A 21,575-nucleotide genomic window follows, 5' to 3' on the forward strand; every position below is an offset into this window, starting at 1 on the left:
AATAGAATGACTGAAGGGAATTTTGTTGACTATGTGAAAATTCATGTTTTTTCTGGAAAAGGAGGGAAGGGCTCTGCCCACCTGCATAGGGAAAAATATATTACAAAAGGTGGACCAGATGGAGGAGATGGTGGTCGTGGAGGCCACGTTATCATTCAAGGAAACAAGAATCTCTGGACCTTATTTCATTTAAAGTTTAAACGTCACGTTAAGGCTGAACACGGCGAAAATGGCGGTAAACAAAGAAGTTCTGGAGCACAGGGCGCAGATGAGTATATCGAAGTTCCATTAGGAACCGTTATCAGAGATACAGATACTAACGAGATCATTAAGGAAATCACTGAAGATGGCCAGGAGTTTATAGTGGCAGAAGGTGGTATGGGTGGTCGAGGTAACTGGCATTTTAAAAGTTCTACAAATCAGACTCCCAGATACGCTCAACCGGGAATTGATGGACAACAAGTTGATATCACACTGGAATTAAAGGTTCTGGCAGATGTTGGTCTCGTTGGATTTCCGAATGCAGGGAAGTCTACTTTGCTTTCTGTAATTACGGCTGCAAAGCCAAAAATTGCCAACTACGAGTTTACTACTCTTAAGCCAAATCTTGGTATTGTAGAATATCGAGATTTTAAAACTTTTGTGGTTGCCGATATTCCGGGAATCATTGAAGGTGCAGCAGAAGGAAAAGGTTTGGGGCATAGATTCTTGCGGCATATTGAAAGAAATTCCACCTTATTATTTCTGATCCCTGCTGATGCCAAGAATATTAAAAAGCAATATGATATTCTACTGGATGAATTAAAGCGATACAATCCAGAGCTTATGGATAAAGACAGGCTAATTGCCATCTCTAAAAGTGATCTTCTAGATCAGGAATTGAAACAGGAAATGGCTGCTGAACTGGATAAAGAATTAAAGCTTCCTTATATTTTCATCTCTTCCGTTGCACAATCCGGACTTACCGAATTGAAAGATAAATTATGGGAAATGCTGAATAAAGAGCCTGTTTAAATCCTGTTAAACCGATGAGTCTCCGTTCTGATTTTGCTTATTTTTAGTAAAATTCAGATTATGAGACTAATAAAATATTCTTACTTATTACTTTTTATAGCTGCCTGTAATTCTCCACGGGCAGTTTATGATTATGATCAAAAGGTTGATTTTAACCAATACCAGAGTTACGCTATTTATCCAGATCTTCAAACAGGGCTTAGTCAGTTAGATGAATCCAGGCTGTTGGAGAGTCTGAATAGAAAGCTACAGGAAAAGGGGTTTAACAAGTCCGAGGAAGCTAGTATATACGTAAATGTTTATTCTAAAAGATTTGAACAGGATAATCGTAGTCGCGTAGGTGTTGGTGTTGGAGGCGGCAGTCGTAATGTTGGAGTAGGTGTTTCCGGTGGAATTCCTATCGGCCAGATGGATACCTATTTTGAACTTACTTTCGATTTTATTGATGTACAGAATGATGCGCTTATCTGGCAGGCCGTAGTGGAAACTCCTTTTAATTTGAATGATGAACCACAGAAGAGGCAGGAACGTTTCGATAAGATTGTTTCGAAGGCACTGGAAGGCTATCCTCCAAAGAAATAGATTAACAATCAATATAGAAATAAAAAAGCCCTGCAATTGCAGGGCTTTTCACTTTTTGATTGGTTAGTTAGTATCAGTTAGAAAACTTAGTTTTCTTCTTGATCTTCCATTTCCTGATCGTCCATTTCTGGATCGTCCATATCAGTGTCTTCATTCATAGATCCATTTCGGTTAGATACTACAAATACACTTCTACGGTTTTTAGCATATTGCTCTTCAGAACATCCTGTTGGTTCAGTACAATCGTTAGTTGGTCTGTTTTCACCATATCCTTCAGAAGTTAATCTAGCTTTGTCAATACCATTGTCTACAAGGTATTGAACAGTAGAAGCTGCCCTTCTTTTTGATAAGGCCATATTGTATTGATCAGATCCTCTAGCATCAGCATGAGATTCTACCTTCACTTTGATGTTAGGATAATTGTTCATATAAGTTACAACAGAGTCAAGTACAGGTTTAGATTCCGGCTTGATAGTAGCTTTGTCAAAATCAAAATAGATCTTGCTTCCGTCAACTGGAATTACATCCTGACCACTAGTTTCATCAGTTTCAGTTGGAGCTTCAATGATCTCGTTTTCTTCTCTTGTAAATTGGTAAAGATTATCAGTTCCTCTTCTGTTAGAAGCGAAATAACCTGTTTCTTCACTTTCTTTAATTACAAATGCAAAATCATCGCTACCACTGTTGATAGATTTTCCAAGGTTTTCAACTTCAGAAAAATCTCCTTCAGTTCTGAAGATATCAAGATTTCCGAATCCCTGGTGACCATCTGATGTGAAGTAAAGTACATCATCTTCGCTAATGAAAGGAAACTGCTCTCTGTGAGCTGTGTTAACTCCAGCACCTAAATTTTGAGGAGTTCCGTAAGTTCCGTCCTCGTTCACATCTACAACATAAATGTCGAAAGATCCGCTTCCACCAGGCATATCACTTGAAAAGTAAAGTTTACTTCCGTCTGCGCTTAAGCTTGGGTGTTCTACTGAATAGTCTTCACTGCTAAATGGTACTTTTTCAACATTTGTCCATTCACCGTCAACATTTTCTGCACGGTAAATACTGATATGAGCTACACGAACATCATTTTCGTTCTTCACTCTATCTTCATTAGTTCTGTCAAAGAACATAACGTTACCATCCTGGCTGAAAGTAGCTGAACTCTCGTGCTCATCAGTATTGATAGCGTCAGAGAAAAGAACGATATCTTTCATTTCGCCTTCATCATCCATTTCAGCGCTGTAAAGATCCAGCGTTGGAAGTTTGTTCCACGGATAAACCGGACGCTCCTGATTTCTAGTAGAAGCAAAAGCTACACGGTCTCCGTAGAATCCAATTCCGAAATCTGAAGATGAAGCGTTGTTCATCACTTGATCATAGTTGAATTTGTGAGGAACCATTGTATCTAGCTCGCTTGCAAATTCTTCATGGTTCCAATTTTCACCTGTAAGCTCATTCATCAATTCGTCAGCTTTCACATAGTTTCCGGCTGCCATTAAAGTATGAGCGTATCTAAACTGATATTCAGGTTCAATAGCTCCTTCGTGTCTAAGGAAAAGTAATTCATATACTTCAGCTGCGTTCTGCATCTGGTTAGTATAGAAATACGAGTCTCCCAGATTCTGAAGAACCTCCTGAGATTTGTCATTTACATTCTCGTAAGCATCGGCGGCATCCATATATGCTGCCTGTGCAAAAAACTTGTCACCATCCCTTATGTCAGACTTCTGTCCGAAAGCGGTGATGCTTACAAAGATTATTAAAAGTGTACTATATATATTTTTCATGTTATTCGGGTTTTAGAAGAATCTAGGTGATTTGTCATATCCTTTTTTAAGTCCGAATAGATCAAGATCAAATAATAGCATGATCTCGTGTGACCCATCGTTACTTAAATCGTAGGTTGGATAATCGTAAGCATATCCAATTCTAAGGCCTGGAGTTACTTTAAAGTTTACCAAACCGGTTACAGTCTCGTCGAATCTGTAACCTACACCTGCTTCAAGCCTGTCGTATAGTAACACGTTGGCATTTACATCAACAGATAGTGGAGCTCCTTTTACACCTCTAACCATTGTAGAAGGTTTTAATTTGAAGTTCTCACTAATGTCGAATACATATCCACCAGTTAAGTAGTAGTGAATTTCTTCCGTTCCACGATCACGTAATAACTGACTTTCGTCAAGGTGATCTGCAGTTAACAGGTTAGGAGCTGAAATACCTAAATAGTGATTGTCTCCAAACCAGAATGCACCAACACCAAATACAGGGAAAATCTCACTGATGTTTTCGAATGCAGGATCATTAGGATCATTAACAACCAATCCTGAAAGATTTGCATCGAATGTAGTAAGTCCCGCCTTGGCTCCAAAAGATAAATTTGTGTTCTTACCAGTAGGGATTACATAAGCGAAATCTGCGGTGATGTTGTTAGTTTTTTCAACATTCCCGATTTCGTCATGAACTACAGTAAGTCCTAATTCAACTCTCTCGCTAATAGGAGTGTGGGCGAAGAAGTTGAGGGTGCGTGGTGCACCGTCAACATCTGTCCATTGCATTCTATAGATCGCTCCCAGATCCAGCATTCCTGGATCGTCTGTCGCGTAAGCAGGATTCACCATACTCATGTTATACATGTACTGAGTGAAAAGTGGATCTTGCTGGGCTAATCCTTTTATAGAGAAAAGGATAATACCTGCGAATAATAAATATTTTGTGATTATTTTTTTCATTTCGTTCTCTTGTTTATCCTAATTATCTACTTAAGTATGCAGTTCCTCTTACTGGCTCGGTGCTACCATCGTTCCAATTCAGATAGTAGAAATAAGCTCCTACAGGTAGAATATCGCTTCCGAAGGATCCTTCAGTACTATATCCATCCCAGTCAGGCGTATTGGCGTTTCCTTTGTAAACTACGTCTCCGAATCTGTTACGGATCTCGATAGTGAAATTAGGATATTTGTCTCTGATGTTTCTGATCTCAAATGTGTCGTTCAATCCATCTCCGTTAGGTGAGAAACCTTCTGGGATGATAATTGGACAATCATCATCTATAGTCACAGTAACAGCTAATCTTACTGAACTTTCACATCCAGTATCTACATTAAATAGTGTTGCGTAATAAGTAACACCATCCTGTAGTGAAGTTCCACTGCTTAATGCATTGTCACCATCTTCAGAATCGTACCAGGTAATGGTTCCAGCTTCATTGATCATATCTGTAAGATCTGCTATAGTAGCATCATCAAATTCACAGAAGCTAGGATTCATTTCAGAAATAGTTGGAGTGTCTGCATCATTGATTGTTACTGAAATTTCACTAGGTAATGATTCGCAAGCACCATCATCATTTCTTTGAGTCACGTAGTACATTCCGCTTTCCAGAGCATCTTCTGCAGCAACCATCATTGTAAGGTCTTCATCTGAATAATAAGTCAGATTAGTTCCTGTTGCTGAAAGATCTGCGATTGTAGCTTCGTCGGTTGCACAGAAAGTGAATGGGTTGCCATCTACTGCTGGTGCATCTGGAGCTTCTTCAACTGTAATTTCAAATTCAGCTGTATCCTCACCACAATCATTTTCAGCAGGTACTGTATAGATTACAGTGTAAGTTCCAGCTACAAAATCTGCAGGGTTCATCATTCCGTCAGCAATCACATTACCATCATAAGTGAATTCTCCGTTATCATCAGCATCAACTGAAAGGAAAGAGAATAAGTCCTGGGTATCATCATCCATACAAACACTCAGTTCCATGTCCATACCTGCAAAAGCAGATTCTAGAACGGTAATTGTGAATGTTGCAGAAGCTTCTCCTTCTGTACATGGTGAATCATCGGTAAGTGTATAGGTAATATCAAATGTACCCTCTCCAGTCATCATTGGGCTGAAAACACCATCTTCGTATCCTTCAAATGTTCCATTTGGATTTGCATCTTCAGGTAAGAACGAGAATAGATCTACATCATCTCCATTTCTACAGATTGGATCTGGATCTGCAATATCACCGATTTCTGCTGGTATTGAATCGTAAACATTAATAGTTAAGTCAACACTATCAGAACAAGATCCATTTGAAACGGTATAAGTAGTTGTATACTCAACCTGATCAGGATTGGCATTATAAGTGTCTATTAACTCCTGTATTGTTGGGCTAAATGTTCCGTCTCTATTAATTCCTTCTTCTAATAGATTTAGATAAAAATTTCTTACAGAAGAATTGTTTGGAAATAGATCGTCAACATCTGCTCTACAAACATCAGCGCTATTAGGTGCTCCTGCATCTACCGAACTTCCGATAAAAATTGTGAATGTAGTAGAATCACTTGTTCCATCTGTTACACAATCAGCAGAATCATCCACAGTATATGTAATTTCATAACCTTCTTCAGTAGCTTCTAATGAGGTGTCAAACATATTACCGTCAACACCAGTTCCCGTAAAAGTTCCGCCCGGAATAGTTTCATCACTGAAAAACTGGGTTAAATCAATCATCTCTCCGTTTCCGCAAACTGTTTGGTCTTCAATTTCCCCAGCCTCAGCATCACGGAGATCATTAATAGTTATTGATATTGAAACCAATCCATCATCACAAATACTTTCCGAAAGGTCAGTGTATTCAAAGTTGAACGTTTAAAAGTAGTTGAATCGCTACCTGTTGTACAAGGAGTTGTTTCATCAACTGTATATGTAATAGTATAAGTACCGCTACCTACTGAAGGATCAAAAGTATTGTTTGTAACGCCTTCACCGGTAAAAGTTCCACCTACGGTTGCTTCAGGATCATTATTAGTTAGATCTGAAAGATCAATTGAGGCATCATCTGTACAAACATTACTGATGTCGTCAAAGCTTCCTGCGTTGGCTGGTCCGCCTTCAACAACGTTAACCGTTAAATCAACAGAGTCTTGACATCCAGGTTCACCTATTGTATAAGTTACAGTGAATTCGCCTAGACCATCTTCATCAGCATTATAAGCTTCTGTGATCTGTTCAATTGATGGTGAAAATGTTCCATTTCTAGGTACACCCGGTGCTAAGATTGCTAAATAATAATTACGAATTGCATCAAAGCTAGGGAACATACCGTCTACATCTTCTAAACAAAGGATTCTAGAATTATCTGGTCCAGCGTTTGGAGGAGTATCACAATCATTCACAATAACAGTCACTATTGCTGAATCAGTTCCACAGTCATTTGATACTGTATATTCGAAATCACCTGGAGTGTCTGTAGCCGGATCAAAAGTTCCGTCTCCCGGAGACCAAGTTCCACCTTCATCTGGTGTACCGTTTAGGTAGTCAAATAAATTAACTGGCTCATCAGTAGAGCTCAGAGTTACAGTTCCATTTTCTCCTGCATCTGCAGAACCAACAGAAATTGTAAAAGTAGTTGAATCGCTACCTGTTGTACAAGGAGTTGTTTCATCAACTGTATATGTAATAGTATAAGTACCGCTACCTACTGAAGGATCAAAAGTATTGTTTGTAACGCCTTCACCGGTAAAAGTTCCACCTACGGTTGCTTCAGGATCATTATTAGTTAGATCTGAAAGATCAATTGAAGCATCATCTGTACAAACATTACTGATGTCGTCAAAGCTTCCTGCGTTGGCTGGTCCGCCTTCAACAACGTTAACCGTTAAATCAACAGAGTCTTGACATCCAGGTTCACCTATTGTATAAGTTACAGTGAATTCGCCTAGACCATCTTCATCAGCATTATAAGCTTCTGTGATCTGTTCAATTGATGGTGAAAATGTTCCATTTCTAGGTACACCCGGTGCTAAGATTGCTAAATAATAATTACGAATTGCATCAAAGCTAGGGAACATACCGTCTACATCTTCTAAACAAAGGATTCTAGAATTATCTGGTCCAGCGTTTGGAGGGGTATCACAATCATTCACAATAACAGTCACTATTGCTGAATCAGTTCCACAGTCATTTGATACTGTATATTCGAAATCACCTGGAGTGTCTGTAGCCGGATCAAAAGTTCCGTCTCCCGGAGACCAAGTTCCACCTTCATCTGGTGTACCGTTTAGGTAGTCAAATAAATTAACTGGCTCATCAGTAGAGCTCAGAGTTACAGTTCCATTTTCTCCTGCATCTGCAGAACCAACAGAAATTGTAAAAGTAGTTGAATCGCTACCTGTTGTACAAGGAGTTGTTTCATCAACTGTATATGTAATAGTATAAGTACCGCTACCTACTGAAGGATCAAAAGTATTGTTTGTAACGCCTTCACCGGTAAAAGTTCCACCTACGGTTGCTTCAGGATCATTATTAGTTAGATCTGAAAGATCAATTGAGGCATCATCTGTACAAACATTACTGATGTCGTCAAAGCTTCCTGCGTTGGCTTCTTCAACAGGGATTACACTTATAGTTAAAACTGCAGAGTCTGAACAATCACCCTCTCCAATTGTGTAAGTTGTACTAAAATCTCCTAACCCATCTTCATCTGCATTATATTGAGCAACTAATTGCTCTGGAGTTGGGGAAAAAGTACCATCCGTAGGAACATCTGGACCTACAAAAGTTAATAGGTAGTTTCTAACAGCGTCGAAACTAGGAAACATGCCTTCTACATCACCTTCGCATAAGATTCCTGTTCTATCCGGTCCGGCATCTGGGGCGTCTATTAGAATTACAGTAACTTCAGTTCTTTCAACAGCTGGTGTTTCACATGGAGGAAATGGGCTATTTCTGTCATTCACTACTTGTGCAGCGAAATAATCTTCACCGTTTATAAGTTCCACATCATCAGCTAATGGGGAATTAGAAGTTTCACTTCTATACCATCTTATAGCCTGAGTATTTGGTTCAGTTCCTGAAGCCATCAAGTCAGCTACAGTAGCACCTTCACAAAAAGTTTGGTTAGCATCTGCCGTTGGACCAGGAGTTTCAATTGGATCATAACCAACTGCAGCTCTTAAGGATGGACATCTTGATCCAGAGCCATCATCTACCTGTCCAACAAAATAGCTGTCTCCAGCATTTAAAGTAAAAGTTGGATCTAAAGGGGTTTCTCCAAATTCAGTGGCATAAACCTCTAATTGATATCCAGTATCTGCAGAAAAGATATTTTCAAGATCCTGAGCAGTAAAACCTGAATTTTCACAAGGAGAAATAGTGAAATTATCTCTACCATTAGTAATCTCATTTTCTGGTCTTGGTCCTGCAACTACAGTTACTGTAACAGATACTCTCGTGCAATCATCCGTAGAACTTCCGATAAAATATTCTGTACCATTAGTAAGAAGTTCATCTCGATCAATAGGATCTGTGTCGTTCACACTGTCTCCAGTTTCAAATATTTCGGTATTTGCATCACTATCCGTAACCCCATCATTAATAAGGTCTTGAATAGTTTCCAGATAACAGTAATTTTGATCGGCGGCAGGTGTGCCACAATCTTGTCCATAAGAGGACAAGGTACCGATAATTAAAAATAAGGTTAAGAGGTAAAATAGTTTCCCCTTTAACCTCAAAGTAAAATTTTGCATAGGCTAGGTGTTAAATTCAAAATTGGTATTCGGTTAAAACTCATTTAAAGTTGCACAAATATTAAAATAATTTTTAATATGCCGAGTTAATTTAAGAAACATCTTAACATAACGGGTTAAGAAGCCTTAACTTTGTTGAAACACAACTCTTTGGGCGCACTAAATTTATAAAAATTTTATTTATGTTAACAAATTTTAGGTACATCATCGGACTTTTTTACCTTTTTGGCATCCAATCTGTAGCACAGAATGATTTCAAACATGCTGAAAATTTGCTCAATAATGGGGAAGTTGTGAAGGCACGTGAAATTTTTGTTGAATTTGAGGATAATCCAATTGCAATTGAATATCTCGGGGATATAGCCAGTTTTGAAAAGGACTGGGATGAAGCAATAGATTACTATGAGGAATTGATCGAGTTGGATTCCAAAAATGCTATGTACAACTTCAAACTTGGCGGTGCAATGGGTATGAAAGCTTATTATGGTTCTAAATTTCAGGCAGCTTTAATGATCGGGGATATCAAAGAATATTTGCGAAAGGCTGCCGAGTTAGACCCGAACCATAAAGAAGCGAGGAGAGCTTTGGTAGAATTATACATGCAAATTCCAAGTGTGGTTGGTGGGAGTAAAACTATTGCAGAGAGCTATGCTTCAGACCTTGATAGATTAAATGAGGTCGATGCCTTTTTAGCTGACGCTTACATCTACAAAATCCAGGAGTATAATGATCTTGCAAAAAATAAATACAATGATGCTTTACGTGCAGCCATCAGGTATCCAGATCTTATTTCCAGGAATTATCTTAATTACGAATTAGGGGAAGCTGCCGCGATCTATGAAATTCAGCTGGAAGCTGGTAAAAAGTTTCTGGAAGATTATATTTCAGGATATGGATATAAGGATATAAAAACACCTGCATGGGCTTATTTGCGCCTGGCTCAAATTGAAAGACTACAGAATAATCAAAAGAAAGCTTTAAGTCATATTGAAAAGTCCTTGAAGATCGATCCGGATTTTGATAAAGCCCTAATCGAGAAGCAGAAAATTCAAAGACTTTAGGAGCTTTAAATCCTTCTCCAAACTCTTATATTTGTCCAAAATCATTCTATGAAAATTCATTTTATCGCCATCGGCGGAAGTGCCATGCATAGCCTTGCTATTGCTCTTAAACAGAAATCTTACGAAATTTCAGGAAGTGACGATGCTATTTTTGAACCCTCAAAATCACGTTTAAAAGAGCATGGAATTTATCCGGAAAATATTGGCTGGTCTGAATCCAATATTTCTGAAGACCTTGATGCCGTAATTCTGGGAATGCATGCAAAAGACGATAATCCAGAATTGATCAAAGCCCGTGAATTGGGCTTGAAGATCTATTCATATCCGGAGTTTTTATATGAGCAGGCAAAAAATAAAACCCGCGTGGTGATTGGTGGTTCTCATGGAAAGACCAGCATTACTTCCATGATCCTTCATGTTATGAATTATCATGATAAGGAGGTTGATTATATGGTAGGTGCAGCATTGGAAGGTTTGGGTAATCCGGTTCATTTAACGGAAGAGAATGATTTTATAGTAATTGAAGGTGATGAATATCTTTCTTCAGCCTTAGACAGGAGACCAAAATTTCATTTATACCAACCCAATATCGCTTTATTAAGCGGAATCGCATGGGATCACATTAATGTATTTCCAACCTATGATAATTATGTAGAGCAATTCAGGATTTTTATTGCCTCCATAGTGAATGGAGGGATTTTGGTGTATAATGAGGAAGATCAGGAAGTCAAAAGGCTGGCTGAAGAAACTGAAAATCCTATTAGAAAACATCCTTATGCAACTCCGGAATACCATACTGAAGGCGATCATACTATTCTGGATGTGCCTGAAGGAGAATTGCCTCTAGAGATCTTTGGAAGACATAATTTGAACAATCTTGCCGGTGCTAAGTGGATTTGTCAGCATATGGGAGTGGATGAAGACGATTTTTACGAAGCTATCGCCACTTTTAAAGGAGCTTCCAAGCGACTGGAAAAAATAGCAGAATCTGATAATTCTTTAATATTTAAGGATTTTGCACATAGTCCTTCTAAAGTTTTGGCGACGACCGCAGCGGTCAAAGAGCAATTTCCAGATAAAAAAGTGATCGCTTGCCTTGAGTTGCATACGTATAGCAGTTTAAATGCTGAGTTTCTTGAGGAATATAAGAACAGTCTAGATAAAGCAGATGAGGCGCTCGTTTTCTATTCTCCAGATGCAGTAGCTATAAAAAAACTTCAGAAAGTTAGTGAGGACCAGATAAGGAATGCTTTTCAGAAGAATGGGTTGAAAATTTTCACAAATCCGAATACCTTTAAATCAGAATTGAAAAATACCAATTTAGATAATTCCGTTTTGCTAATGATGAGTAGCGGAAATTACGGCGGTTTGGATATGGAAGAATTAAAAGCAATGATCTGAATTTTCAGCGAAGAAAATATTTTCTAATATCTTAATTCATTGTTTATCTTTAACTTAAGATGAACGATGAGAAAACCAATTTCGGAATAAAAAGCTGGGCAGAAGATGATAGGCCTCGCGAGAAATTACTTCAAAAAGGTAAACTTAGCTTGTCTGATTCAGAGCTGATAGCTATTCTAATTGGTTCTGGTAGCCGGAATGAATCTGCGGTAGAACTATCAAAACGTATTTTATCTACTTCGAAAAACAATCTTTCTGAACTTGGAAAGCTTTCTATTAGTCAATTATGTAAATTCAAAGGTATAGGTCCTGCTAAGGCAGTTTCCATCGTCGCTGCCCTTGAACTTGGTAGACGGAGGAGACTGGAAGAAGCCCTGGAGCTTTCTAAAATCAATTCCAGTCAATCAGTTTATGAAATAATGCAACCAATAATTGGGGAGCTACCCCATGAGGAATTCTGGATCTTATATCTAAATAATAGTAATAAGGTCATCGAAAAATTTCAGATCAGTAAAGGCGGTATCACGGGAACCTTGGTAGATGTTCGCATAACGCTAAGAAAAGCTCTTGAAGTAGGGGCGGTTTCGATAATTCTTGTACATAATCATCCTTCTGGAAATCTGAAAGCGAGTGAAGCTGATAAACAATTGACTAATAAATTGAAAACAGCGGCCGAAAGTCTTGACATCAAAGTGCTGGATCATATTATTGTTACCGAAAAATCATACCTTAGCTTTGCCGATGAAGGTATGCTCTAAGACAGCTATTAATGTTATTGATCTACACTCAAAAAGTCACACCTAGAATCATCTATGTTTTCAAGCATATTTGTACACACATTCTGGGTATTCCGATTAAATTTACTTCTAAGATTGAAGAATTTATTGCTCATGATGGCGCTAAACTATCTTATGGGAAGCAGTCATTAGGAAATGAATTTTTTATACAGAAGGTGGAGCTGCTTATGGAACAGGGCTTTTCTGAACTTGAAATTAAGGTTCAACCCTGGGATGATACGGTTTGCTTTTTTCCTTTGCCAGAAGCGAGTGACCTTCCATTTGATATTTTCGCAGCTTCTTTCTATTTGCTGAGCCGTTATGAAGAGTACCTGCCTCATGTAAAAGATGAAGATGGCAGATTTCCAGCGACAGAAAGTTTGGCCTATCAGGAGAGTTTTCTGCACAAACCGGTGGTTGATATTTGGGCGTTAAAATTTAGAGATATTTTGATCGAAAGATTTCCCAATCTTGAATTTTCAGAACGGAAATATAAAGTCGGGACTATCATTGAGTCCAATCACACCTTTATCTTCAAGAACAAAGGTTTTTTGAGAAGTTTTATCGGTTTGTGGTTTGATCTTTTCAAACTGAATTTCGGAAAAGTAGTTGATAGATTGCAGGTTTGGATCAGGATCAAGAAAGATCCAAATGATATTTTTGAAGATCTGATCAGCCTAATAAAAGAGCATAAGATTTTTATGCTATTTATGTTTCAGCTAAGCGATTTTTCCATTCATGATCGTAATATCAGTCATAATAGAATTCCGCATAGGGCGGTGATCAAATCTGTGGCAGATTATGCGAAAGTGGGGCTTTTGATGGGCTACTATGCCATGGAGGAAGTGAGAAGTTTGCGCAAGGAAAAATTGAGGCTGGAAGAAATAATTCACAGTCCCGTGGAGCATGCGATGAATTCTCAATATAACCTGAGACTACCAGATCAATATAATAACCTAACTGAATTAGAGATCAATAATGACCATTCCATGGGTTATCCAGATAATCCCGGTTTTCGAGCGGGAACCTGCACGCCTTATCTATTTTATGATATAAATATGGAGATCACAACTCCTTTGAAAGTTCATCCTTATGCTTTCCACTCTAATGTGGCGGAAGAAATGTCTAAATCAAAAATGAAAGAAGATATATCCAGGATGTTACTCGAAGTGAAGGAGGTTGGAGGAATTTTTCGGGCAGTTTTCAGCAATCATAATTTTTCATATTACGCGGATAATAAATTATATTACTCACTTTTAATGCAGATCCATGAAATTGACTAACATAGAACATGTTTTTTTTGATCTTGATCATACTCTCTGGGATTTCGATAAAAATTCTGCGCTTGCTTTCAAAGAGATTTTCAATAAACAGAAAATTGAGCTGGATATAGATAGCTTTCTGGAAGTATACATCCCCATTAATTTTAAATACTGGGAACTTTATCGGAATGACTCGGTTACGAAAGAAGCTTTACGGTACGGAAGATTAAAAGATAGTTTTGATAGTTTGAAATTCGAAGCACAGGATACCACTATAAATCTGATTGCAGACGACTATATCGAATACCTTCCGAATAATAATCATTTGCTGGAGGGAAGTATTGAAATTCTGGAAAAACTGAAGGCAGATTATAAACTTCATATAATTACAAACGGTTTTGAGGAAGTTCAGCACCGGAAAATGAGAAATTCTGAGATCCTGGATTATTTTGAAACGATCACAACTTCAGAAGAGGCCGGTGTAAAAAAACCACATCCATTAATTTTTGAAAAGGCAATTGCTAAAAGTGGTGCCAGTAAATCAAATTCAGTAATGATTGGAGATAATCTTGAAGCTGATATTATTGGAGCGCATGAATTCGGTTTGCAAGTAATACATCTTGATTATAACGGGCAAGCAGTTCAAAATCAGTATCCTCAAATTCAAAAGTTAAAAGAACTTCTAAATTATTTATAATAATAAAGATTGGGTATTTTCGTTCGCAAACAAAGCCTAGTCGTGTCTTATCCCAGAGTTATTAAAATACCGGTTCTGCTTGGTGTCTTTAGTTTGATGCTGATTTCCTGCTTTAAAGATGTAGATTTTGAGCAATCCCAGGATATCCAGTTAACTCCAGATCTTAAAACCGATCTTCTATATTACACTATTGATCAGACCGATTTTCTTGATTCTGAAACCAATGCTTACACTCCCGTTATTAGAGATACCGTAAGACTTGAATTTCTTGATGATTCCTATATTCAGGATGGTTTGATGCGTGCTGAATTCACCTTCAAACACGAAAATAGATTTCCATATTTGATAAAAAGTCGGATTCGTTTTTTAACTGAAAATGATAGACTTCAATTTGATGTAAATTATGATATTCCTGCCGGTTCTTTGCAGGCACCTTCAGTGGTTGATACTTTACATATTATTCCTGAAAATGAAATTCAAAAAGTTAGGAGATCCATTAAAATGCTTGTTGAACTAGAAATGATTGGAGGAGGAAAAGAACTGGAAGGAGAATTAGATTTTCAGTCTAAAGGCCTTTTCGAGTTTGAATTTTAATATGCGAAAGATTGTTTCAGTCTTATTCCTTTTAAGCGCGCTGCTAGGCATGGGGCAAAACAAACCTTTGCTTTACAACGTAGATGACTTACCCCAATCTTTACTTCAAAATCCGGGAGCGAGGATCGACTTTACCAGACATATAGGAATTCCATTTTTTTCTCAAATTCATCTTTCTGCTGGTTCCACAGGTGTAACGGCTTATGATATACTTTCTGATACCGATACTAATGTTAACGATAAAGTGCGTAATGTAATGAATAACATTACTGCCGGCGATTATTTTTCGGTGAATGAACAGATCGAAATTTTATCAGTGGGTTGGAAAATGGGTAATAAGATGTATTTCTCCGGTGGGATTTACCAGGAATTAGATGTTTTTGCTTATTTCCCAAAAGATCCGGCTGTTCTTGCGTTTGAAGGAAATGCCGATTATATAAATCAGGATTTTGATTTTTCTGATGTTACTTTTACTGGAGAAATGCTCACGGTTTATCATGCGGGTCTTAATTATAAAGTAGATAATCAGCTCACCGTAGGAGGTCGATTTAAATTATATTCTGGAATTTTCAACGCTGAAAGTACCGACAATGAAGGTGTTTTCAGAACAATTGAAACTCCTAATGGTCCAAATTTTTATCGCCATGAGGTAATAGGGCTGAACGTAAGAGTGAATACTTCCGGTTATGCTTCTTTAAAAAATGAAGAAGGGATGACCGTAGATGAAGCGGTTGCAGAATTGTTGAGCAGATCTTTCTTTGGTCAGAATGTTGGGTTGGGAATAGATCTTGGTTTCAATTACCGTGTTACCGACCAATTTTCAATTAACGGATCTATTCAGGATCTTGGGTTGATGTTTCATCAGAAAGATTTGGAAAATTATACGTATTATGGAACTTCACAAACGAATGGACTAACGCCATTATTTCCTGAATTGGGAGATAATGAAAGCACTATCCCGTACTGGGATGTTTTTGAAGAGCGTATAGATCGTGATCTAAATGAACAGACCACGGCTAATGCCTATACTACCTGGAGACCCTTAAAATTTAATGCTTCCTTTCAGTTTGGAACAGGAAAATCTATTCTACCCTGTGATTATCTTATAAGTAAAAAGCCCAGATTTATGAATTTATTCGGAATGCTGATCTCCGGAGTAAATCGCCCTAAAGGTCCGACTTATGGAGTCACAGCTTATTGGGATAGAAAAGTGAATGATAACCTGAGATTCCGACTTGCTTACACGGCTGATGAGTACTCTATCACCAAATTTGGCGCGATGGTCTCTTCACGATTTAAAAATTTTAATGTTTATCTTGCTGCAAACGATATTATAGGATATACCAATCTGGCGAAAGCAAATAGCGCGTCTTTGCAGCTTGGTCTTCAATTTGTATTTAAAGACTTATGAAAAAATCATTATTACTTATAGCTCTTTTTTTTGGAACGCTGATCTCATCGGCACAACAACTGGATAATTATAAATACATTATTATTCCCGAAACATTTGAATTTACTGGAGATGTTGATGAATATAGACTTAATTCGCTAACTAAGTATTTGTTTGAGCAGAATGGCTTCAATACTTTAATGAATACTGAAGACCGCCCTGCAGACCTTCAAAACGATCGATGCCTTGGGCTGAAAACCGTACTGGAAAATAATTCAGGTCTTTTCGTGACCAAACTCACATTTAAATTGATCGATTGTAATGATAGGGTTGTGTATTCTTCAAAAGAGGGGAGAAGCCGTGAAAAAGATTTCCAATCGGCTTACCAGGAAGCTTTGAGAGATGCTTTTACTTCATTTGAAGAAATCGATTATAATTATAAAGCTCCAGATGCCGAGGTTGCTACTGTAAAAAAAGAGCCAAAGCCATTTAAGGTTGAGAAAGCTAAAAAAGAAGAGAAAATTGCAAAGGAAGAAATTGAAGAGTCTGTAAAGCAAGAAATAGTTGATTCAGATACTGAAGAGGAAGATCCGGAAAATGAAGTTCTGGTGGTGGGGATTGTAGAAAATTCTGAATTGGATGAAGAAACTACTGAATTGGACGAAAAAACTTCCGATGAAAATGAAATCTATGAATACGCCGGAAAAAGCTACCAATTAAAACCGATAGAACAGGGGTTGGGATTATTTCAGGAAAATTCTGCAGAACCCATAGCTGTATTGATCGCAACCAATTCCGGTGAAAGCTATATCTATAATTCTTTAACCAATCAGGGTGTGGCCTATTTTGATAATATCGGAAATCTAATCGTTGAATATTTCAGCAGGGCTGAAAACAAAAAAATAAATCAGACATATAAACTTATGGATTAGTATCCATATTTTTTCTGCCATCTTTTTCTTAGAAATTCTCTTTGAGCATTTTCACGTTGATTGTTTCCGGGTTGATATAAGGTCGTGTTCTTGATCTCATCAGGCATAAATTCTGCCGCTACAAAATTACCTTCGTGATTATGCGCATATTTGTAATCCTTCCCGTATCCAATATCTTTCATCAGCTTTGTAGGAGCATTTCTAATAGCTAAGGGTACTGAAAGATTGCCAGTTTTCTTAACAAGTCTTTGCGCTTCGTTAATCGCCATATAAGCTGCGTTACTTTTTGGTGAAGTAGCAAGATAAGTTACACACTGGCTTAGTATGATGCGCGCCTCTGGATAACCGATGGTGTTCACTGCCTGGAAGGAATTATTTGCGATGACCAGAGCCGTGGGATTTGCGTTACCAATATCTTCGCTGGCCAGGATCAGCAATCTTCTGGCGATAAATTTTACATCTTCACCACCTTCGATCATTCGCGCTAACCAGTAGACCGCCGCATTTGGATCACTTCCCCTAATGGACTTTATAAAAGCCGAAATGATGTCGTAATGTTGTTCTCCGGTTTTGTCGTACAAAACGGTGTTTTGCTGAACCTTGGAAAGTACAAGGTCATTGGTAATCTCAACATTCTTTTCTGAAGATGTCACCAGAAGTTCAAAAATATTGAGCAATTTACGAGCATCACCACCACTTAATCGAAGAAGTGCTTCTGTTTCGGTAAGCTTTACATTTTTCTCTGCAATTACCTTGTCTTCTCTGATAGCTCTTTCCAATAAGGCTACAAGATCATCCTTTGAGAACGGTTTTAGAATATATACTTGACACCTGGAAAGTAATGCTGAAATGACCTCAAAACTAGGGTTTTCTGTAGTGGCTCCCACAAGGGTTACCCAGCCTTTTTCTACTGCACCGAGTAAAGAGTCCTGCTGGGATTTGCTAAATCTATGAATTTCATCAATAAATAGAATAGGACTTTTTGTCGTAAAAAGGCCTTCACTTTTTTTCGCTTTTTCAATAACCTCTCTAACATCCTTAACTCCACTGCTAATTGCACTGAGCGTAAAGAACGGTCTGCCAGATTCTGAAGCAATAATATTTGCAAGCGTGGTTTTTCCAACGCCGGGTGGTCCCCAGAAAATCATCGATGGAATTATCCCTTGTTTGATCTGCTGTTTCAATGCGCCATCCTTACCAATAAGGTGTTGCTGACTCAGGTAATCATTGAGGGTTTTTGGGCGTAATCTTTCAGCCAGTGGTTGATTCATAGCAATATAAATGTGACAGATTTACATCCGGATTAGTTTGGATGGTTTTTTGTAATATTAATTAAAATTGAATGAAATTTGAAAGCATCTACTCCTTTTGTTTTTACAAGTGGAACTATCGGTTATCCCTTATTATTTGTTCTGCTTATCTGGATCGTATTCTGGGTTGAAATCAGGTTTGGGGTGAGCTTTAATTCCTACGGAGTAAGGCCAGGGGAATTGATTGGTCTTCGCGGAGTCATATTTTCACCTTTCATTCATTCAGATATCAAGCACCTTTTCAATAATACCATTCCCTTATTTATCCTTTCTCTTGCGCTTTTTTATTTTTACCGGCCCATTAGTTGGAAAGTATTGCTGATAGGAGCGCTTTCCACCGGAATATTAACCTGGCTCATTGGTCGACCTGCAAATCATATAGGAGCTAGTGGGATCATTTACCTTCTCGCTTCATTTTTATTTTTTAAGGGTGTTTTCTCCAAACATTACAGGTTAGTTGCGTTATCGTTGATCGTGGTTTTTATTTATGGAGGATTGGTATGGTATGTAACACCAATTGATCCGAGTATTTCATGGGAAGGTCACCTTTCTGGTTTGCTTAGTGGTTTTGGGTTATCCTTGATTTTTAGAAAAAGTATTCCTGAACCACCTAAATACCAGTGGGAAGAACCTGATTATTCCGAAGAAAATGATCTTTTTATGAGGCATTTTGATGAAAATGGAAACTTCGTGGACAATCTACCAATCGAAATGGAAGAACCTGAAGAGAGCGAATTTAATTATATCTATAAAGAAAATGATAAGGAGAATTAGCGTCTTTGTCTAACTACTTCATATAAGAAAGCACCACAGGCTACTGAAACGTTGAGAGAAGCAATAGTTCCTAACATCGGTAATTTTGCTTTGTAATCTACAGACTTCAATATTGAATTAGAAACTCCCTTTGCCTCATCACCCATTACTATAGCGACAGGCTGATTAAGGTTTAGGTCGTAAATTACATCATCTGTCTTTTCTGTCGCCGCCACGATTTTGATATCGTAGGTTTGAAGGTGGAAAATTGCATCTTTAATATGATTCACTTTGCAGATTGGAATATTAAACACTGCTCCGGCAGAAGTTTTTACTGTGTCTGCATTGATCGGCGCAGAACCTTTTTCCTGAATAATGATTCCTGTGACACCACAACATTCAGCTGTTCTGATGATCGCACCAAAGTTACGTACATCGGTTAAACCATCTAGTAGAATAAATAGAGGAGTAGCGTTAGACTTCTGAGAATCTTCTGCCAGCTTTTCCAGGCTTACGAAACTTACTGGGGAAATGTTTGCAACCACACCCTGGTGATTGCCTTTACTGAGTTTGTTCAGCTTTTCAACCGGAACATAGGAAATGTTGATATTTTCCTGTTTCAGATGCCTGTTTAATTCCTGGAATAAGGGTCCTGAAAGACCTTTCTGAATAAAAACCTTCTCTATATCCTTGCCGCTTTCAATAGCTTCTATAACGGTTCTGATTCCGAAAATTCTGGTTGTTTCTTTCATGCTGCAAAGTTAGTATTTAAAATATTTCTGAAGTTTAATTTTCAGGAATAAAAAAACCACCCTTAAAAGGGTGGTTTCAATATTTAAACTGATCTATTGAGATTACTCAACATCCCAGAATATAGGAGTGTAAAGATCATCAGTACCACCAATGTTCTGTACAGCTGCTCTATAGTTTGTTTCGTTCAACGCGATTTCATCCAATGGATAGAAAATTCTAAGTGGAACTGGTTGATCAGAAAGTGCAGAGTTCACAAGGAAATCTGGGTAATCTAATCTTCTCCACTCAGTCCATCCTTCGAATCCACGGTTGAAAAGAGCGATCCACTTTTGAGTTCCGATCAATTCTTCCCAGTTAGCTGAATCGTAAGCTACACCGTCCTGAGAAAGGTAAGTATCAGCTTCATCTTCAGTACCGTTATAGTAAAGAATGTTTGCAGTTACCGCAGCTTCGTAATGCTCTTGAGGATCACCAGAGATAAATCCTCTTTCAATAGCTTCAGCTAAGAAAAATTCAACTTCAAAATATTGGAAAATAGCACCTTCGTAAGCTGGTTCGAATACAATATCTTCAGAGATGTGAGAGTAGTTTGCATAAGAGTTGTTGTCTCCAATTGGTCCACCTACATACTCACCATCAGCAGTTGTTGTAAAGAAATCATCAATACGAGGATCGTTTACAGACTTAAGGTAATCTACTGAAGTTTCTCCAGCCACGTAATCACCGAATCTATTTTGAAGAACAAAAAGATCATAAATCGGGTTAGTGTTAGGAGCAGAACTTTCATACATAATGATAGCGCTATCATCTGAAGATGTCATTACACCTGCATTGAAAGCTTCGCTAACAGTACTTGCAGCAAGAGACTCGTCAAAATCTGCAAGACGCATACCTAAACGTAGTTTAAGTGATGCTGCAAACTTTGCCCATTTAGCAGTATCTCCACCGTAGTAGATGTCTGCTGATCCCCAAGAATCACCACCGTTAGATAACGTAGCGATATCTTCAGTTACTCTTGAAATAAGATCCTGGTAAATAGTGAATGCATCGTCATAAGCAGGAGCGAATGTTTCATTTACCATGTTAGCTTCAGTATAAGGTACATCTCCGTTAAGGTCTACCAAAGTTTGGTAAGAATATACTTCGATTACATCTATAATCGCTAACTGGTTAGCTTTAACTTCATCTGTAAGGAATTCATCTGCCGCGATTGCTTCACGAGAAGATTGAAGATCCTGTAGGATGTTCGTGTAAATACGTACCCAGAAACCATCAGAAGGGTCACGACCAACGATCTGGTAGTTTGCTTCATCATTATAAGTAGTTTCTGTCCAGTGTTGTGTCCAGATCTTAAGTAGGTTTCTACCAGTGGACATTTCTGACATTAAATCGCCAAGGTTTTTCTCAGCATTTGAGAAAGTTGTGGCTGCCGGCACTTCTGTCGGACTTTTTGGATCCTGGTTATAATCGGTAATATCGTCTGTACAGCTTGTAACAGCGAATCCGATAAACAGGCTAAAAATTAATAACTTTTTCATTATTCTG

Annotated in this window: 18 protein-coding genes; 11 read left to right on the forward strand and 7 right to left on the reverse strand. The window is 38.1% G+C overall.

Annotation, left to right across the window (positions count from 1 at the left end; all coding sequences use genetic code 11):
* Positions 1-6: 6 nt before the first annotated feature.
* Positions 7-1,014: a GTPase ObgE gene (obgE, locus tag AC2S94_RS07260; protein ID WP_484630797.1), complete on the forward strand. Its 1,008-nt coding sequence runs from the start codon at positions 7-9 to the stop codon at positions 1,012-1,014.
* 60 nt (positions 1,015-1,074) lie between these two features.
* Entirely contained in the window at positions 1,075-1,596 is a 522-nt protein-coding gene (locus tag AC2S94_RS07265; RefSeq protein WP_484630798.1) for a DUF4136 domain-containing protein, read from the forward strand.
* 86 nt (positions 1,597-1,682) lie between these two features.
* Here AC2S94_RS07265 and AC2S94_RS07270 read toward each other — a convergent pair whose 3' ends face one another.
* The 4 genes from AC2S94_RS07270 to AC2S94_RS07285 form a co-directional block, all read right to left on the reverse strand.
* Positions 1,683-3,377 carry an OmpA family protein gene (locus tag AC2S94_RS07270; protein WP_484630799.1) on the reverse strand — a complete coding sequence of 565 codons (1,695 nt, stop codon included), beginning with the start codon at positions 3,375-3,377 and terminating at the stop codon, positions 1,683-1,685.
* 12 nt (positions 3,378-3,389) lie between these two features.
* Positions 3,390-4,322, reverse strand: a complete 933-nt coding sequence (locus AC2S94_RS07275) for a PorP/SprF family type IX secretion system membrane protein (protein WP_484630800.1) — start codon at positions 4,320-4,322, stop codon at positions 3,390-3,392.
* A 22-nt stretch (positions 4,323-4,344) separates the two neighbouring features.
* Positions 4,345-6,084, reverse strand: a complete 1,740-nt coding sequence (locus AC2S94_RS07280) for a T9SS type B sorting domain-containing protein (RefSeq protein WP_484630801.1) — start codon at positions 6,082-6,084, stop codon at positions 4,345-4,347.
* A gap of 68 nt (positions 6,085-6,152) precedes the next feature.
* Positions 6,153-9,101 carry a hypothetical protein gene (locus tag AC2S94_RS07285; protein WP_484630802.1) on the reverse strand — a complete coding sequence of 983 codons (2,949 nt, stop codon included), beginning with the start codon at positions 9,099-9,101 and terminating at the stop codon, positions 6,153-6,155.
* 182 nt (positions 9,102-9,283) lie between these two features.
* Between AC2S94_RS07285 and AC2S94_RS07290 the strand changes: the two genes are divergently transcribed.
* From AC2S94_RS07290 to AC2S94_RS07325, 8 genes are read left to right on the forward strand one after another with little or no spacing between them, the layout of a single operon-like run.
* Positions 9,284-10,162 (forward strand): tetratricopeptide repeat protein, encoded by an 879-nt coding sequence (locus AC2S94_RS07290; protein ID WP_484630803.1) that lies wholly within the window; start codon positions 9,284-9,286, stop codon positions 10,160-10,162.
* A gap of 48 nt (positions 10,163-10,210) precedes the next feature.
* Positions 10,211-11,563 (forward strand): UDP-N-acetylmuramate--L-alanine ligase, encoded by a 1,353-nt coding sequence (locus AC2S94_RS07295; RefSeq protein ID WP_484630804.1) that lies wholly within the window; start codon positions 10,211-10,213, stop codon positions 11,561-11,563.
* Between the two features lie 59 nt (positions 11,564-11,622).
* Positions 11,623-12,321 carry a RadC family protein gene (gene radC / locus AC2S94_RS07300; RefSeq protein ID WP_484630805.1) on the forward strand — a complete coding sequence of 233 codons (699 nt, stop codon included), beginning with the start codon at positions 11,623-11,625 and terminating at the stop codon, positions 12,319-12,321.
* An 11-nt stretch (positions 12,322-12,332) separates the two neighbouring features.
* A complete protein-coding gene (locus AC2S94_RS07305; RefSeq protein WP_484630806.1) occupies positions 12,333-13,622 on the forward strand; it encodes a polysaccharide deacetylase family protein in 1,290 nt (429 codons plus the stop codon).
* A complete protein-coding gene (locus AC2S94_RS07310; protein WP_484630807.1) occupies positions 13,609-14,298 on the forward strand; it encodes a YjjG family noncanonical pyrimidine nucleotidase in 690 nt (229 codons plus the stop codon). Before AC2S94_RS07305 ends, AC2S94_RS07310 begins: the two co-directional genes overlap by 14 nt.
* 42 nt (positions 14,299-14,340) lie before the next feature.
* On the forward strand, positions 14,341-14,892 hold the full coding sequence (locus AC2S94_RS07315; RefSeq protein WP_484630808.1) for a hypothetical protein: 552 nt from the start codon (positions 14,341-14,343) through the stop codon (positions 14,890-14,892).
* Between the two features lies 1 nt (position 14,893).
* Complete coding sequence (locus AC2S94_RS07320) at positions 14,894-16,303, forward strand: DUF5723 family protein (RefSeq protein WP_484630809.1); 1,410 nt, start codon at positions 14,894-14,896, stop codon at positions 16,301-16,303.
* Complete coding sequence (locus tag AC2S94_RS07325) at positions 16,300-17,214, forward strand: hypothetical protein (RefSeq protein ID WP_484630810.1); 915 nt, start codon at positions 16,300-16,302, stop codon at positions 17,212-17,214. Before AC2S94_RS07320 ends, AC2S94_RS07325 begins: the two co-directional genes overlap by 4 nt.
* On the opposite strand, the gene AC2S94_RS07330 is transcribed toward AC2S94_RS07325, so the two are convergent.
* Entirely contained in the window at positions 17,211-18,485 is a 1,275-nt protein-coding gene (locus AC2S94_RS07330) for a replication-associated recombination protein A (protein ID WP_484630811.1), read from the reverse strand. The genes AC2S94_RS07325 and AC2S94_RS07330 overlap by 4 nt on opposite strands.
* 78 nt (positions 18,486-18,563) lie before the next feature.
* Here AC2S94_RS07330 and AC2S94_RS07335 point away from each other — a divergent pair, with 78 nt between their 5' ends.
* Positions 18,564-19,298 carry a rhomboid family intramembrane serine protease gene (locus tag AC2S94_RS07335; RefSeq protein WP_484630812.1) on the forward strand — a complete coding sequence of 245 codons (735 nt, stop codon included), beginning with the start codon at positions 18,564-18,566 and terminating at the stop codon, positions 19,296-19,298.
* Here AC2S94_RS07335 and rlmB read toward each other — a convergent pair.
* Both rlmB and AC2S94_RS07345 read right to left on the reverse strand, forming a co-directional pair.
* Positions 19,295-20,029, reverse strand: coding sequence for a 23S rRNA (guanosine(2251)-2'-O)-methyltransferase RlmB (rlmB, locus tag AC2S94_RS07340; protein ID WP_484630813.1), 735 nt, complete (start codon positions 20,027-20,029; stop codon positions 19,295-19,297). The genes AC2S94_RS07335 and rlmB overlap by 4 nt on opposite strands.
* Before the next feature lie 102 nt (positions 20,030-20,131).
* Positions 20,132-21,568 carry a SusD/RagB family nutrient-binding outer membrane lipoprotein gene (locus tag AC2S94_RS07345; RefSeq protein WP_484630814.1) on the reverse strand — a complete coding sequence of 479 codons (1,437 nt, stop codon included), beginning with the start codon at positions 21,566-21,568 and terminating at the stop codon, positions 20,132-20,134.
* Positions 21,569-21,575 lie beyond the last annotated feature (7 nt).

The sequence above is a fragment of the Christiangramia pacifica genome (genome assembly GCF_057221535.1).

Bases quoted from the DNA above. Each gene is read 5' to 3' on its own strand.
- obgE (WP_484630797.1), top strand. From the start codon at position 7: ATGACTGAAGGGAATTTTGTTGACTATGTGAAAATTCATGTTTTTTCT.
- AC2S94_RS07265 (WP_484630798.1), top strand. From the start codon at position 1,075: ATGAGACTAATAAAATATTCTTACTTATTACTTTTTATAGCTGCCTGT.
- AC2S94_RS07270 (WP_484630799.1), bottom strand. From the start codon at position 3,377: ATGAAAAATATATATAGTACACTTTTAATAATCTTTGTAAGCATCACC.
- AC2S94_RS07275 (WP_484630800.1), bottom strand. From the start codon at position 4,322: ATGAAAAAAATAATCACAAAATATTTATTATTCGCAGGTATTATCCTT.
- AC2S94_RS07280 (WP_484630801.1), bottom strand. From the start codon at position 6,084: ATGATTGATTTAACCCAGTTTTTCAGTGATGAAACTATTCCGGGCGGA.
- AC2S94_RS07285 (WP_484630802.1), bottom strand. From the start codon at position 9,101: ATGCAAAATTTTACTTTGAGGTTAAAGGGGAAACTATTTTACCTCTTA.
- AC2S94_RS07290 (WP_484630803.1), top strand. From the start codon at position 9,284: ATGTTAACAAATTTTAGGTACATCATCGGACTTTTTTACCTTTTTGGC.
- AC2S94_RS07295 (WP_484630804.1), top strand. From the start codon at position 10,211: ATGAAAATTCATTTTATCGCCATCGGCGGAAGTGCCATGCATAGCCTT.
- radC (WP_484630805.1), top strand. From the start codon at position 11,623: ATGAACGATGAGAAAACCAATTTCGGAATAAAAAGCTGGGCAGAAGAT.
- AC2S94_RS07305 (WP_484630806.1), top strand. From the start codon at position 12,333: ATGTTATTGATCTACACTCAAAAAGTCACACCTAGAATCATCTATGTT.
- AC2S94_RS07310 (WP_484630807.1), top strand. From the start codon at position 13,609: ATGAAATTGACTAACATAGAACATGTTTTTTTTGATCTTGATCATACT.
- AC2S94_RS07320 (WP_484630809.1), top strand. From the start codon at position 14,894: ATGCGAAAGATTGTTTCAGTCTTATTCCTTTTAAGCGCGCTGCTAGGC.
- AC2S94_RS07325 (WP_484630810.1), top strand. From the start codon at position 16,300: ATGAAAAAATCATTATTACTTATAGCTCTTTTTTTTGGAACGCTGATC.
- AC2S94_RS07330 (WP_484630811.1), bottom strand. From the start codon at position 18,485: ATGAATCAACCACTGGCTGAAAGATTACGCCCAAAAACCCTCAATGAT.
- rlmB (WP_484630813.1), bottom strand. From the start codon at position 20,029: ATGAAAGAAACAACCAGAATTTTCGGAATCAGAACCGTTATAGAAGCT.
- AC2S94_RS07345 (WP_484630814.1), bottom strand. From the start codon at position 21,568: ATGAAAAAGTTATTAATTTTTAGCCTGTTTATCGGATTCGCTGTTACA.